Origin of the sequence: Micromonospora sp. NPDC049171 (assembly GCF_040648275.1) — a bacterium.
GTDB lineage: Bacteria > Actinomycetota > Actinomycetes > Mycobacteriales > Micromonosporaceae > Micromonospora.
This window is the reverse complement of record NZ_JBEZDJ010000006.1, coordinates 74829-91072: the sequence shown is the minus strand read 5'-3', so window position 1 is coordinate 91072 and position 16244 is coordinate 74829. Positions and strand designations below refer to the sequence as shown.

Annotated in this window: 5 protein-coding genes; 4 read left to right on the top strand and 1 reads right to left on the bottom strand. The window is 68.9% G+C overall.

All coding sequences use genetic code 11. The features are described 5' to 3' along the window. Positions 1 to 189 precede the first annotated feature (189 nt). Both AB0B14_RS09715 and recG read left to right on the top strand, forming a co-directional pair. The gene (locus AB0B14_RS09715) at positions 190 to 1803 is read left to right on the top strand and encodes a DAK2 domain-containing protein (protein ID WP_357522172.1); all 1614 of its coding nucleotides are present in this window, start codon (positions 190 to 192) and stop codon (positions 1801 to 1803) included. Further along, positions 1800 to 3998 (top strand): ATP-dependent DNA helicase RecG, encoded by a 2199-nt coding sequence (gene recG / locus AB0B14_RS09710; protein ID WP_357077753.1) that lies wholly within the window; start codon positions 1800 to 1802, stop codon positions 3996 to 3998. The genes AB0B14_RS09715 and recG overlap by 4 nt, the downstream gene beginning before the upstream one ends. A 7-nt stretch (positions 3999 to 4005) precedes the next feature. On the opposite strand, the gene AB0B14_RS09705 is transcribed toward recG, so the two are convergent. Then, positions 4006 to 4794 (bottom strand): AfsR/SARP family transcriptional regulator, encoded by a 789-nt coding sequence (locus tag AB0B14_RS09705; protein ID WP_357522171.1) that lies wholly within the window; start codon positions 4792 to 4794, stop codon positions 4006 to 4008. Between the two features lie 274 nt (positions 4795 to 5068). On the opposite strand from AB0B14_RS09705, the gene AB0B14_RS09700 reads away from it, so the two are divergent. Together AB0B14_RS09700 and AB0B14_RS09695 are read left to right on the top strand one after the other, a co-directional pair. Then, on the top strand, positions 5069 to 9670 hold the full coding sequence (locus AB0B14_RS09700; protein ID WP_357522169.1) for a LamG-like jellyroll fold domain-containing protein: 4602 nt from the start codon (positions 5069 to 5071) through the stop codon (positions 9668 to 9670). Between the two features lie 43 nt (positions 9671 to 9713). Then, entirely contained in the window at positions 9714 to 16217 is a 6504-nt protein-coding gene (locus AB0B14_RS09695) for an RHS repeat-associated core domain-containing protein (protein WP_357522167.1), read from the top strand. Positions 16218 to 16244 lie beyond the last annotated feature (27 nt).

The following is a 16244-nucleotide window of genomic DNA, read 5'->3' as shown; positions in this document are numbered from 1 at the left end:
GATCAGCCGCCCCTCCGCACGTGGGCGGTGGTCGGCCCGCCGGGTGGCGGCGGTGGTTCCGGCGGCAACTGTACCTGGAGGGCGGATCCCGTCCGCCCGGGCCAGGGTGGCGGGCCGGTCGGGTGCGGGGCAACCGGACACGCCGGACGAGTCCGACGCGTGTCGGTGCGCGCCAGTAGGCTTCTGGCCGTGCTGGACACCCTCGACGCCGCCGCGGTGCGCCGTTGGTGCGCGGGTGGGCTGGCCGCGCTGAAGCGTCACCAGGGTGAGATCGACAGGCTCAACGTCTATCCGGTGCCCGACGGCGACACCGGCACCAACCTGGTGCTCACCCTCACCTCCGCCCAGCAGGCGCTCGCGATGGATCTGGACACCCTGCCCGACAGCGGCCCGACAGCCCACGGGCACGCGCTGCGGCTGATGGCCCAGGGCGCGTTGCTCGGGGCACGGGGCAACTCCGGGGTGATCCTCGCGCAGATCCTGCGGGGGTTCGCCGACGAGCTCACCGTGGCCCCGGCGGTGCGCGGCCGGGAGTTGGCCGCCGCGCTGCGCTCGGCCACCGCCGCGGCGTACACCGCTGTCGCCCAGCCGGTCGAGGGCACCCTGCTCACCGTGGTCGCGGCGGCCGCCGCCGCGGCCGACCGGGCCGACAGCGACGACCTGCCGGCGGTGGCCCGCCTCGCGGCCCGGGCGGCGGCCGAGGCGCTCGCCCGGACCCCGGAGCAGCTGCCGGCACTGGCCCGCGCGGGCGTCGTCGACGCGGGTGGGCGAGGGCTCTGCGTGCTGCTGGACGCCCTGGTCGAGGTGCTGACCGGGGAGAGCACCGCCGGGCCCGCACCGACGCCGCGCTCCGCCCGCCCGGCGGCCACCGTCGCGCGGGAGACCGGTTCCGACGAGTACGCGTACGAGGTGCAGTTCCTGCTCGACGCGGGGGCCGAGGCGGTGGCCCGGATGCGGCGGGCGCTCGCCGCACTGGGGGATTCGCTCGTCGTCGTCGGCGACGGGCGCGAGCCGGAGAGCACCTGGAACGTGCACGTGCACGTCAACGACGTGGGCGCGGCGGTCGAGGCGGGTGTCGCCGCCGGCCGCCCGTACCGGATCTCGGTGACCCGCTTCGCCGACCAACCGGAGCCGCCCCGCGGCCCGGTGTCGGACGGCCGGGCCGCGGTGGTGGTGGCCACCGGCGGCGGCATCGCCGAGCTGTTCGCCGCGGAGGGCGCGACAGTGGTGCCGGGCAACCCGTCCACGGGTGAGCTGCTGGACGCGATCCGTGGCACCGGCGCGGCCCGGGTGGTGATGCTGCCCAACGACCCCAACACGCAGGCGGTGGCGAGCGCGGCAGCCCGCGAGGCGCATCGACACGGCATCAAGGTGAGCGTGGTGCCGACCCGCTCGCCCGTGCAGGCCCTCGCAGCCCTCGCGGTCCGCGACGCCGACCGCCGCTTCGAGGACGACGTGATCGCGATGGCCGAGGCCGCCGGGGCCTGCCGTTACGCCGAGGTCTGCCATGCCAGCCGGGAGGCGCTGACCGTGGCCGGCCCGTGCCGTCCCGGTGACGTGCTGGCGCTTGTCGAGGGCGAGGTGCACCTGATCGGCACCGACCTCACCGACACCTGCGCGGCGGTTGTCGACCGGATGCTCGGCGGCGGGGGCGAGCTGGTCACCCTGTTGGCCGGGGCCGACGCTCCGGCCGGGCTCACCGATGCCGTCCGCGCGCACGTCGCGAGGCGCTGGCCGTTCGTCGAGGTGCACACGTACCCGGGCGGCCAACCGTTTTATCCGCTCCTGGTAGGGATCGAATGAGCGAACCAGCCACCGTGGACACTCCGCTGAAGAAGCTGGTCGGGGACAAGACAGCCAAGGCGCTGGCCGCACACCTCGACCTGCACACCGCGGGTGACCTGGTCTATCACTTCCCGCGTCGCTACGACGAGCGTGGCGAGCACACCGACATCCGCTCGCTGGACGTCGGCGAGCAGGTCACCGTGCTGGCCCAGGTGCAGCGCACCGCCGTGCGCCCGATGCGGCAGCGACGGGGCAACCTACTGGAGGTGACCGTCGGTGACGGCTCCGGTGGGCTGCTGACGTTGACCTTCTTCGGCAACCAGGCGTGGCGCGAGCGGGAGCTGCGCCCCGGCCGGTGGGGGCTGTTCGCCGGCAAGGTCACCGAGTTCCGGGGCAACCGGCAGCTCAACGGCCCGGAGTACGTCCTGCTCGGCGAGGGTGGTGACGGCGAGGCGGCGGCCAGCGACGAGATCGAGGAGTTCGCCGGTGCGCTGATCCCCGTCTACCCGGCCGCCGCGGCGGTGCCGACCTGGGTGATCGCGCGGTGTGTGCGGGTCGTGCTGGACACGTTCACCCCACCGGACGATCCGCTGCCGGGCGAGGTGCGCGCCAGCCGCAAGCTGGTCGGGTTGGGCACCGCCTTGACGGAGATCCACCGGCCGTCCAGCAAGGAGGCACTGTACCGGGCGCGGCGGCGGCTCAAGTGGGACGAGGCGTTCGCCGTCCAGTTGACCCTGGTGCAGCGCAAGCACCGGGCGGCGGACTGGCCGGCCCGGCCCCGCCCGACGCGTTCCGGCGGGCTGCTGGACGCCTTCGACGCCCGACTGCCGTACGAGCTGACGGCCGGTCAGCGCGACGTCGGCGTGGAGATCGCCGCAGATCTCGCCACCCCGCACCCGATGCACCGGTTGTTGCAGGGTGAGGTGGGCTCGGGCAAGACCGTGGTGGCGTTGCGGGCGATGCTCCAGGTGGTCGACGCGGGCGGGCAGGCCGCGCTGCTGGCACCCACCGAGGTGCTGGCCGCCCAGCACCACCGCGGCATGCTCGACCTGCTCGGGCCGCTCGGGCGGGCCGGCGAGCTGGGTTCCGCCGAGCACGCCACCCGGGTCGAGCTGGTCACCGGTTCACTGGGCGCGGCGGCCCGCCGGCGGGCGCTCGGCGAGGTGGCAAGTGGCGCCGCCGGCATCGTGCTGGGCACCCACGCCCTGCTCTACGAGGGAGTCGACTTCGCCGACCTCGGCCTGGTCGTCGTCGACGAGCAGCACCGCTTCGGCGTGGAGCAGCGCGACGCCCTGCGGGCCAAGGCCGACCAGCCGCCGCACGTGCTGGTGATGACCGCCACCCCGATCCCGCGCACGGTGGCGATGACCGTCTACGGCGACCTGGAGGTCTCCACCCTCTCCCAGCTGCCCCGGGGGCGGTCGCCGATCGCCTCGCACGTGGTGCCGGCCGCCGAGAAACCCGCCTATCTGGACCGGGCCTGGCGTCGGTTGCGCGAGGAGGTGGCCGCCGGCCATCAGGCGTACGTGGTGTGCCCGCGCATCGGAGAGGGGCCGGCAGCGGACGAGGAGCCGCCCCCGGTGGACGACAACGGTCGTCGGCCGCCGGTGGCGGTGACCGAGGTGGCCCCGCTGCTGGCCGAGGGGCCGTTGCACGGGCTGCGGATCGGGGTGCTGCACGGTCGCCTGCCGGCCGACGAGAAGGACGCCGTGATGCGCTCCTTCGCCGCCGGTGACCTGGACGTGCTGGTGGCGACCACGGTGATCGAGGTCGGCGTGGACGTGCCGAACGCCACCGTGATGATCGTGTTGGACGCCGACCGGTTCGGTGTCTCCCAACTGCACCAGTTGCGGGGCCGGGTCGGCCGGGGCGCCGCCGCCGGGCTCTGCCTGCTGGTCAGCGAGGCGGCCGAGGGCTCGTCGGCACGGGAACGGCTGGACGCGGTGGCGTCCACGAGCGACGGCTTCAAGCTCGCCGAGTTGGATCTGGAGCAGCGCCGCGAGGGCGACGTGCTGGGTGCGACCCAGTCCGGGCACCGCTCCCACCTGCGGCTGCTGTCGCTGCGCCGCGACGCCGACCTGATCCGCGACGCCCGCGCCGAGGCGATCACCCTGATCGAGGACGACCCGGACCTGACCCGCAATCCGGCGCTGGCCGCCTCGGTCGCCGCACTCGTCGACGAGGAACGCGCCGAATACCTGGAGAAGGGCTGAGGCTCTCCTAGCGCAGCGCGTGCCGGGCGATGACGAGGTCGTCGCGTTGCAGGATCGCGACCTGAAGCTGTTGGAGGCGTCCAGACGGCTCGATGCCCAGAGCTTCGCCGAAGGACCTACGAGCTTTCTGGTAGGCGCCGAGTGCTCCGGCCGGATCGCCGGTGAGGTACAGCGCTCGCATGAGTTGTTCCCAGGGGCGGTCGCGCAGGGGCTGGTCGAGCACGAGGGCACGGATGTCGTGCAGGAGGCTGCTGGTGGCCCCGAGCGCAAGGCGTGCGTCGACGAAGTCTTCGGTGGCGATGATGCGCTGTTCGTCGAGGTCGGCGAGTTGTTGTGTGATGGTGCCGGTAGCGGTGATGTTGTCGCCCGCCGGGCCTCGCCAGAGTGCGAGAGCGTCGTGCAGCAGCGCTGCCGCGGAGGCGTGGTCGCCGGCCCTGAGGTGGGCCTGGCCGCGTCGGGCGAGGTCGGAGAAGACGTTGACGTCCAACTCCTTGGGTCCAAGGGTGAAGAGGTAGCCGCCACCGTCGGAGACGGTGACCAGCCGTGCCGCCAGACGGGGGTCGGCGTTACCCAGGATGGCGCGTACCCGAGCGAGGTAACTGCGGAGATTTGACAACGCGGAGCGGGGTGGCGTCGCCCAGAGCGACTGGACGAGTCTGCGGTTGCTGACGCGCTGCCCGCCGGCGAGGAGAAGCGCAGCAAGCACCGCCCTGAGCATGGCCGCAGCGTCCAGGCTCAGGACTGCTCCGTCAACAGATGCCTCCAACGTGCCGAGGAGGGCAAATCTGATCTCCAACCGGACTCCCCTGTGTGACTCGATCACGACCGTAGGTGTCGCACTGGCAACTCACAAGCCCGCGCCACGATGAAACGAAACTTTTCGATGTGCGGGGGATGTGCTGATCGGCATGCGGCCGATGCGCAACGGCTGGTCAGCATGATCTGTCAGCTGGGCTGTGAGTGTTGGGGGAGCCATGGGCCACCGTGGGCGTCGTGTTTTCTGCGTCGGGGTCGGCGCTCGTAGAACGTGGCGGTCGTCGCTCGCGGTCTTGGTAGCTCTGCTGTTGCCCATGTCAGTGGTGGTGCTCGACGGACCGGTTGCCGCGCTGGCAGCACCGTCACCGAGATGTCCCGATTCGGCGAACGATGAGGCGACGGCAACCCGAGCCGCAGCCTCTTGTCGTGGCCAGGTCGAGGTGGCGTCCGCGCGGGACGAGAAGCTGCAGGTGTTCGCGAACCCGAACGGCTCCTTCACCGCCCGCGTCGCAGCCACCGCCCAGCGCGTACGCGACCGGTCCGGCCAGTGGGTCAAGCCGGATCCGGCACTGCACCTGGCCGCTGACGGCAGCATCGTCCCGGCCGCGACCTCGCTACGGATCTCGTTCTCCGGGGGCGGCACTGGGCCGGCCGCAACCATCGGCAAGGGCTCCGCCGAGTTGAGCCTGCACTGGCCGACCGCGCTTCCCACACCGAAGCTCAGCGGCGCCCGCGCCACGTACCCGGAGGTTCTTCCCGGTGTCGACCTGGTGTTGACCGCGGAGGTTGAGGGCTACTCCGAGTTGTTGGTGGTCAAGGACGCCAAGGCCGCCGCCAACCCTGCCCTGGCCAACGTGCGTTTTGGCACCACCAGCAAGGGTCTGCGGCTTCGGCAGGGCCCGGCCGGCGACCTGACGGCGGTCGACAATGCGGGCGTCACGCTGTTTGGTTCCGGCGCGCCGGCGATGTGGGACTCCTCGGAGTCCACCGACCGCGCTGCCGGGCCGAACCTGGGCTCACGGCTGGCCGGCCCCGCCGCAGCGCAGGCGGCGATGCCAGTTCAGCTCACCGGCACCGAACTCGTGGTTCGTCCGGATGTCAACATGCTCCGCGACAAGGCGACGACGTACCCGGTCTACATCGACCCGGCGTTCGGCAAGTCCGCCTGGACCATGATCAACAGCACCTATCCGACCCAGCCCTACTGGAGCTACGACAAGCAGGACTGCCCCGACCCGTACGGATCCATCCAGTGCGCCAAGGTGGGTTACACCAACACACCGAAGAGCATGATCTACCGGTCCTTGTTCGCCTTCGGAATCGGCAGTCTCCTGCACAAGCACGTGCAGGACGCCAAGCTGTCGATGGACACCGTGTACTCCTGGACGAACACCGACTACGGCACGCAGGTGCGGGTGACCGGGGGAATCAACTCCGGCACCACCTGGTCGAACAACGCCGCCAGCTGGGGCGCGGTGGTGGCCACGGCCAACAGCCACGCACATGACCGGGTGCGCCGCCGCACCGAGTGGGGCGTCACCAGCGCCTTGCAGGCGGCATCCGGGGGGACGTCCAGCACTCTGACGCTCGGCCTTCGGGCGGTGAGCGAGTCGGACGTGAACAACTGGAAGAAGTTCGACGCCGGCACCGCCCTGCTGACCGTCATCTACAACTCGTACCCGAACGCGCCGGACTCGTTGAGTGTGGCGGACGGTCCGTGTCTCACTGGTGCCTCCCGGCCGTACCTCCGGACGCTGACCCCCGCCCTGAGGGCACGACTCACCGACCCCGACGGTACGTCCCGGCTGCTCAAGGGCACCTTCCACTGGTGGAAGCTCACCGGCGGCACACGCAACAGCACGGACTCGGTCGCGCAGGGCTCGATCGTCGCGGGCCAGTACGCCAACGTGACAGTTCCGTCCGGACGGCTCGCCGACGGCGGCGTGTACGTCGTGCAGGCCATTGCCAACGACGGCATCGATAACGGGCAGTACTCGTCGACCTGCGAGTTCGAGGTCGATGTGACGTCGCCCGCAGCGCCCAGCGCGGTCACCTCGACCGACTACCCCAACGACGGCCAGGCCCACGGTGGTGTCGGCATGCCCGGCACCTTCACCCTGAGGCCACCGACGAGCACACCGACCGACTTCGCCGGGTACGCGTACACCCTTGACCCGGGTGTCAGCGCGGCGAGCGCAACCCAGGTGACCGCCAGCGCCGACCACACCGCGACGATCTCGATCAACCCGGTCGTCGACCAGGCGTACAACCTGCGGGTGTGGTCGCGCGACAAGGCCGGCAACTTCTCCACCTCGCCGTATGTCTACGTCTTCACCGTACGCGCGGGATCGGGACCGGATGCGCGCTGGACCTTCGACGACCGGGCTGGCACGGACGTCTCCGAGCACGGCAACACCCTGACGGTCGTCAATCGTGGCACCTGGACGCCCGGCCGCGGGGGCTATGGCAGTGCCCTGCTGTTGGCCGCCCCTTGGGCGCATGCGGTGACCACCGGATCGGTAGTCACCCGGGACCCGCAGACGGGCGGGCCAACTACCCTGCATTCCAACCGTAGCTTCAGTGTGGCGGCCACGGTCCGGCTGGACAGCACCGCCGGTGCCGGTGAACGGGCGGTCGTCGCCCAGGACGGTAACCGGACGTCACCGTTCGTGCTCAGCTACAGCATCATCGACAGGAAATGGCGTTTCGCCGTCGCAGACACCGACGTGGACGGACCTGCGATCGCTGCGATCCTTTCCGATTCGACGGCGGCGGCCGGAGTCTGGACCAGGCTGCTTGCCACCTACGACGGCACCACCCACGCGCTCCGGCTCTATGTCGACGGTGTGCTGCAGACGGCAACCGCGACGTCCACGACGTTCGACGCCACCGGCCCGGTGACTGTCGGGCGGGCACGGTTAGGTGGGACCCAGACCAGCTACTTCCCCGGAGCGATCGACGACGTTCGGATGTACGGCCGGGTGGTGCTCGCCACGGAGTCGGAGTTCACCCTCCTCAAGTTGCCCAACCCGCCAATCGTGACGACGCCGAACGGCACCTCCGCGTACGCCGGTCAGACACTGCAGGCGGTGCTGAGTGCTGGCGGGGACACGGCCGTGACAAAGGTGCAGTACCAGCTGGGCGTGTCTGGCGCGGTCACCACGGTGGCCCTGCCGGCAGCGGGCGGGCAGACGACGGTCAACGTGACGGCGTCCACGGTCGGCACGCCGATGCTCATGGTGCAGGGGATCGACGCGGCGGGCCTCAAGTCACCGATCGCCTCGACCCTGCTGAATTTTCGAGAAGCGCCCGCGCTCACCGGCAAGGTGACCGATGCGAACACTGGCGCGGCAGTGGCTGGCGTCACGGTGCGGTTGTCCCCCGGGGACCTGACGCAGATCACGAGTGCGACGGGGACCTACAGCTTTACGGGAATCGCCGCCGGCACGTACAACGTGACCGCGACGAACGGCGGCGTCGGCTGCGCGGGCGAGGTCGCGACCACCGAGGTCGACGTCGACCGGGTCGTGCCGATGAACTTGATGCTCGCGGCGGAGTCCGACGTCTACGGCTACACCTGTGAAGCCACGCCCAACGTCGGCTTCGTGGCCGGCACCACAAAGCTGGCTCTCGGAACAGGATTACAGACCACCGAAGCCGTCACCTTGCCGTTCCCGCTGCCATATTATGGCCGGACTTACAGCACTGCGTGGGTATCCGAGAAGGGCGGCCTCACCTTCAAGGAACCTGCGTATTCGCTTCCGTACAAGCCTGTGAGCCTTCCCGACCGGGCGAACGCGCCGCATGCCGCGGTCCTCCCGTTCTGGGACGACCTTTCTCTGGATTCTCAATCCAGTGTTTGGACCGCCACCATTGGTACTGGGTCAGCGCAACGTTTTGTCGTGGAATGGCGCGACGCCAACTTCTACAACGACTCCCGCGTCAGCTTCGAGGTGCTGTTCGCGCCGAGCGGCGATATTACCTTCAATTACACCGGTGCGACCGACGACAGGGCGAGGGGTGGCAATGCCGCCGTCGGAATCACCAGTCCAGGAGGGGGCTACGGCCTGCAGTACTCCTTCCAGGAGCCGGCGCTGGTGCCCGGCACGGCGGTGACGTTCGTTCATCCCACTGATCCCTGGCCCCTCTCGTATGGCTCGATTTCCGGCACGGTGCTCCGTAATGGAAAGCCAGTCAGGGGCGCATACGTTCACCTTGACCAGGAGGAAGTGACGTCAGATGAGGCCGGGCATTACTCGTTCGGGGATCTTGAATGGGGGACCTACGGCCTTGAGGCGCTACAAGGATGCGATGCCGCGAACGATCCGAACCAGGACGTCGATGGTGATATCACAGTCGACCTCACGCTCACCAAATATTACGATGACTTCGGCTACTCCTGCACCCTGGAACAGGCGGATTGGATTGCCGGCGACACCCTGGTGCCCGACGGCGCGGGGGAGGTCACGCTGCCTTTCGCGTTCCCCTACTACGGAGGTCACTGGACGACCGCCTACGTCGGTCCGAGTGAGATGTACAACGACTACCCGGATGATGGTTCAGCGGGTGGAGAAATCGAGTTCTGGCCGGGTGGTAACAGAATATTCGACGACCCTCAGGCGAGCACATTGACGACTGTGGTTGGCGTGGCGCCACATCGACAGTTCGTCGTCGAGGCGCGCAACTACGCATTCACAGAGAGGCCGGACCTGCGGCTCACCTGGGAGATGGTGTTCGGTGAGGACGGGTCAATGAAGATGATTTTCAAAGACCGGCCGGACCCGGCCGCGATGCCTTACCCCGCGTCGATCTGGATGCAACCGTACGACCACGACGGAATCCATTATGACGAGAACGGTGAAGGCTTCCCGATGGGCAAGTCCGTCGTGATCCGTCCGCCCGGCACCGGTTCCTGACGTGCACCCCCGCTTGCGCACCCCTGATCTGTGGAGGTCACCGGTGAGATCCCGCTCGTACCGCGTTCGCGCGGTGCTCGCGATGCTGGTCACGACCGCGCTCGTCGTCACCATGCACCAGCAGCCTGTCATCGCGGCGAAGCCGAAGCCCTTCACTCCGCCGAAGGCCGCGGCGCAGCCGAGCGTCCCGGTGCGGAAGGTGTCGGCTCTCCCGTCACCGGTGAGCCACCTGCCGCAGGCGGGGAGCCTTCCGGCACCGGTGTGGCCGTCCGCCGGTAGTGCCGACGCCGCGCTCTCGGCGCCGACGGGCTCGCCGGTCTCCTTCCGGCCGCCGGCGGCGTCGGTAGCGGCCAGGTCGGGTCCACCGCCGTCCCGCATGCACCTCGACGTGCTTGACCAGAAGGCATCGGCGCGAGCGAACGTGGCCGGTCTGCTGTTCCGGGTACGGCGTGGTGACGGCGCAACTGCTGCGGCTCCGGTCGGCGTCGCGGTGGACTACGGCAGATTCGCCACCGCGTACGGCGCCGACTGGTCGAGCCGGTTGCGCCTGGTGCGGCTCCCGGAATGCGCGTTGACCTCGCCGGGCAGCACTCAGTGCGCAGGCAGTGAGGTACCGACCCGCAACGACACGGTGGCGAAGCGGGCCACCGCCGACATCGCGGTCGAGGGCGACCAGTTGCTGGCGCTCACGGCGGCGCCGTCCGGCCCGGCCGGCAGCTACGGCGCCACCAAGCTGTCGGCGTCCGGGACCTGGTCGGCGGGCGGGTCGTCGGGCAACTTCTCCTGGTCGTACCCGATGCGGGTGCCGCCGGCGATGGGTGGCCCGATGCCGACTGTCGAACTGGGGTACTCGTCGCAGGCGGTCGACGGGCGGATGGCCTCCTCGAACAACCAGCCGTCCGAGGTGGGCGAGGGTTTCGAGCTTTCCACGAATGGCTTCATCGAGCGCCGCTACAAACCCTGTAGCGATGACACCACGAACGGCAACAACGCCGGCGACGCCGACAAGCACGCCGATGACCAGTGCTGGGCCACCGACAACGCGTCGTTGAGTCTGAACGGTTCGGGCGGCGACCTGATCAAGGACGCCAGCACGGCGAACCTGTGGCACCTGCGCAACGACGACGGCTCGCGGATCGAGCACCGGACCGGCGCCGACAACGGAGCGCTCAACGGTGAGTGGTGGGTCGTCACGACGGCGAACGGCACCCAGTACTGGTTCGGCCGCAACAAGCTTCCCGGCTGGACCACGGGCGCCACCACCAGTTCGACCTGGACGGTGCCGGTCTTCGGCAACCAGAGTGGCGAGCCCTGCCACCAGGACGAGTTCAAGGCGTCGTCGTGCACCCAGGCGTGGCGGTGGAACCTCGACTACGTCGTCGACCCGCACGGCAACACCATGTCGTACTGGTACAAGACCGAGTCGAACAACTACCAGTCCACCACCACCAAGGTCCACTCGTACGTCCGTGACGGCTACCTGGACCACGTCAGCTACGGCACCCGGGTGGAGCCTGACCTGGCCACCGGCAAGGACACGATCTTCACCGGGCACGCGGCGGCACAGGTGACCTTCGGCTACGGCGACCGCTGCCTGAACGACTGCGGCACCCACGACGCCAAGCACTGGCCGGACACCCCGTGGGATCTGGACTGCTCGAGCGGCACCGCGTGTGACGCCCGGATGCCGTCGTTCTACAGCACCCGGCGCCTCAGCACGGTCACCACCAGCACGTACGACGCGTCGAGTGGCAAGTTCCGCAACGTCGAACAGTGGGCGCTCACACACGCGTACCCCGACCCGGAAGACGGCACGCGGGCCGGCCTCTGGCTGGAGAAGATCAGCCACACCGGCCTGGTGGGCACGACGACGACGCTCCCGGACGTGACCTTCACCGGTAAGGCCAAGGCCAACCGGGTCGACACCGTCGACAACTCGCCGCCGATGAACTGGATGCGGCTCACCGACATCAACACCGAGACCGGTGCGATCGTCCACGTCGACTACCTCGACTCCGACTGCGTCGCCCAGAGGAACGTGCCGACGTCGCCGCAGAACAACACCCTGCGGTGCTACCCCGTTCGCTGGGCACCGCCGGGCTTCAGCGAGAAGACCGACTACTTCAACCGGTATGTCGTCAACGAGGTCACCGAGACCGACAAGACGGGTCGGTCCACCCGTGTCCTGCACCACTACACCTACATCGGTGACCCGGCGTGGCACTACACCGACGACGACGGCCTGATCTCCGACGACGCCAAGACCTGGTCCCAGTGGCGGGGGTACGGCAAGGTCGGCGTCACCACCGGCGACCCGGGCGGACAGACGTACACCGAGTCGACCTTCTTCCGTGGCATGAACGGCGACCACCTGCCGAGCGGAACCCGGTCCGTGTCGGTCACCGACTCGCAGAAGGGCTCGGTGCCGGACGAGGACGCGTACGCGGGCATGACCCGCGAGACGCGCACGTTCCTCGGTCCCGGCGGCCCCGAGGTCTCCGGGGAGATTCACGACCCGTGGCAGTCGGCACCCACCGCAAGTCGGACGATCAACGGGGTCACGGTCCACGCCCGCTTCGTCAACAACGAGGGCACCCATTCGCGGGTCACCCTCGATCACGCGCCGTGGGTCCGCAAGACCTACAGCAGGAGCACCTTCGACGAGTACGGCATGGTCACCAGGGAGGACGACTACGGCGACGAGGCGGTGACCGGCGACGAGCAGTGCACGGCCACCACGTTCGAGCCGCGGAACACGTCGGATTGGCTGGTGTCACTGCCGCACCGTGTGCAGACGTACGCGCTGGAATGCGCGAAGACCACTGGCACCGTTGCCGAGGCCGACGTGATCGGCGACGGGCGCACCCTCTACGACGGGCACACCTACGGCGTCGCCCCCAGCAGAGGCGACGTCACCAAGACCGAACAGATGAGCGCGTACAACAGCGGCAGCCCGACGTACGTGCAGGTGACCCGTTCCGCCTACGACGACCTCGGCCGCGCGGTCGAGTCGTGGGACGCCCTCGACCACCACTCGGCGACCACGTACACACCCCTGCGCACCGGTCCCGTGACCCAGACCGTGGACACCAATCCGATGGACTGGCAGACCACCACGACTGTCGAACCGGCGTGGGGGCTGGCCACCTCGACCACCGACGTCAACCTGTTGAGCACCAACCTCACCTACGACGGCCTCGGCCGGCTCAAGAAGGTGTGGCTGCCGGGGCGGAACCCCGCCTCGGACACCCCCGATGTGGCGTACGACTACCTGATCCGCACCGATGGTGTGAACGCGGTGACGACCAGCCACCTGAACCCCAAGGGTGGTGTCACCAAGTCCTACAGCCTGTACGACGGGCTGCTGCGGCCGCGACAGACGCAGACCGCGTCACCCAAGGGTGGCCGGATCCTCACCGACACCTTCTACGACGCGGCCGGTCGGCAGGTGCTGGACTATGGCGCCTACTACGACAGGACCGGGGGGCCCGGCACCGACCTGGTGCAGCCGCTGATCCGGGAGGACGTACCGAACCAGACCGCGACCAGGTACGACGGCGCTGGTCGACCCGTCACCTCCATGTTCACGCCCAAGGGGGCTGAGCGCTGGCGGACCACGACGGTCTACGGCGGTGACCACACCGACGTCGAGCCACCCACCGGCGCGACCGCGACGTCCACCTGGACCGATGCGCGCGGCCGGACGGTGCAGCTGCGCCAGTACCCGACCCGCTCGGCCACCGGCACCGACTACGACCACACCGACTACAGCTACAACCGCCGCGGTCTGCTCGACTCGGTCACCACGCCCGACGGGAGCAGGTGGGCGTACGGCTACGACCTGCGGGGCCGGCAGACCAGCACCACCGATCCGGATGCCGGTAAGGCAACCAAGAGGTACGACGTTGCCGGACGGGTGACCGGCAGCACGGACGCCAACTCGGTCTCCCTCACGTACACCTACGACGCCCTGGACCGCAAGACGGCCCTGTACAAGGGCACCAGCCCCACCTCCAGCGGGCAGCTCGCCCAGTGGGACTACGACGAGGCGACCTTCACCGACGGAGTGACCCCGGTGAAGGGGCAACTCTTCCAGGCGAGTCGAATCGACTCCAACCGTCGCTACGTCAAGGCCGTCAAGCAGTACGACAAGCGCTACCAGCCGCTGATCAGCAGCGTGACGATTCCCAACGCGGAAACCGGAATCGGCGGCACCTTCGTCTTCGGCTCGGGGTACAACCCGGACGGCAGCATCAGCGGGCTCAGCTACCCCGCCACCGGTGACCTGCAGGCGGAAAGCGTCCTGAACCACTACACCGACTTCGACCAGCCCCTCAGTCTGACCGACCTCTACGGCAACTCGTCCGAGGCGAGCATCGTCTCGGACAGCCAGTACGACGCCCTGGCCCACGCCACCCAGTACACGCTCTACACCGGCATGTTCAGCAGCACCGGCTCCCGCGCGTACCTGTCCTTCGAGACCGACCAGACCACCGGACGGCTCAACGAGATCAAGGTGCACCGCGACGGTGTCACGCCCAACACCGTCACCGACACGCACTACACCTACGACGACGCCGGCAACGTCACCAAGATCGCGGACGCGCCCACCGGCGGCGGCTACACCGATATCCAGTGCTTCACCTACGACCGCTACCAACGGATCCAGGACGCCTGGACGCCGAATGCCGACGACTGCGCGGCGCCCACCGCCGCCGCGCTCGGCGGACCCGCACCGTACTGGCAGAGCTACAGCTACACCCTCGGCGGTGCCCGGCAGCAGCTCACCGACCACGCCACACCGAACGGTGACGTCAAGACCGACTACCAGTTCAGCGACAGCGCCCCCTCCGATCCGAGTGCCGGGCAACCTCATGCACTACGTGGCACCACCACGACCGACAACAGCGGCACGCGGAGCGCGGCGTACACCTATGACAAGGCGGGCAACACCAAGACCCGCCCCGGCCCGAACGGAACCCAGACCCTGATCTGGGACGCCGAGGGTCACCTCCAAAGCTCCACCGACACCGCCGGCACGGTCAGCTACCTGTACGACGCCGACGGCAACCGCCTGATCAGTCGAGACACCACCGGCCGGACCCTCTACCTGCCGAACGAGGAACTCCGATACACCAACAGCACCGCGACGGCGGCGTGCACCCGCTACTACCCGTTCGGCGGGGGAACTGTCGCCCAGCGCACCGCGAAGGGACTGACCTGGCTGGCAAGCGACCACCAGGGCACCCAGGACGTCACACTGGACGAGAAGACCCAGGCGGTCACCATCCGCAGGCAGACCCCGTTCGGCACGGCACGCGGCCAGGCGACTCCCTGGGTCAACACCAAGGGCTTCGTCGGCGGCACCGCCGATCCGACCGGTCTGACGCACCTGGGCGCCCGCGAGTACGACCCGTCCCTGGGCCGGTTCATCTCCGTCGACCCGATGCTCAACACCAGCGACCCGCAGTCGATGGAGGGCTACGCGTACGCGGACAACAGCCCGGTGGTGCACGCGGACCCATCCGGCCTGATGATCGTCTCGGACGGCGGAGGATTCGCCACCGGCCCCCCGGCCGCCACCGCACCCGACCCAGCCCAGACGAAACCATCGCCCACGAAGCCGCCCAAGCCCAAGAAGTGCGGCTGGGGCTGCAAGCTCAAGAAGCCGTTCACCGCGACCGCCAACTGGGTCGACGACCACAAGGCGACCATCGCCGGAGTCGCCGTGGGCGTGGCCGTCGGTGTCGGCTGCGGCTTTGCCATCGGTTGGACCGGGGCCGGAGCGGTCGCCTGCGGCGCCCTCGCCGGCGCCGCCGGCAACATGGTCACGTATGCCATCGAGACCAAGGTCGAACACAAGGGCAATTTCAGCCTCGGCGGCATGCTCATCCAGGGCGCGGTCGGTGCGGTCGTCGGCGGCGTCATGGCCGGCCTCGGTTCGGTAGCCGGCCAAGCCCTCAAGGCCGGAGTGTCGTCACTGCTGTCCGGAGCAGGTGCGCGGGCCGCAGCAGCGGCCGGTGGCGCGGCGGCGAAGAAGGAAGCCGGCGCGATAGTTAGCGGCCTCACCCGAAACGCCTTCACCAAGTCTGCGACGAAGGCTGCCCAGGGGGCTTCGGCAGCCCGCTCCAGCAGCATGGCCGGCGAGTACGATCCGGCCGCGTGGCAGCCGACTGTGACCCACGAAAACGGGGCGACGGGCATCGGCAACGATCCCAATACCGCCGCGGCCCTACGATTCGCGCCACGTCTTCCCGGTGTTCACAATGTAGTGATCCATGGTAACGCTGACGGGTTTGCGAACGGAACTACGGCCCGAACTGTGGCGGATGCCGTCAGGGCAAATCCGAGCTACAAGGAGGGCCAACCCGTCTGCCTGATCACGTGCTACGGCGGTAACATGACCTACTCGATGTTCCGGGAAATGCGCGCCGATGTGACAGGATACACTCAAAAGCTCTTCGTCAATCCCGATGGAACGTTCGCGGGTGGTGGTGAGTGGCAAGGCTATAAGATGGAGAGTGATTCGTGGCTTCTCGACGACTGAGATACTTCGGATTCTATGACGACCTCG

Bases quoted from the DNA above. Each gene is read 5' to 3' on its own strand.
- recG (WP_357077753.1), top strand. From the start codon at position 1,800: ATGAGCGAACCAGCCACCGTGGACACTCCGCTGAAGAAGCTGGTCGGG.
- AB0B14_RS09700 (WP_357522169.1), top strand. From the start codon at position 5,069: ATGTCAGTGGTGGTGCTCGACGGACCGGTTGCCGCGCTGGCAGCACCG.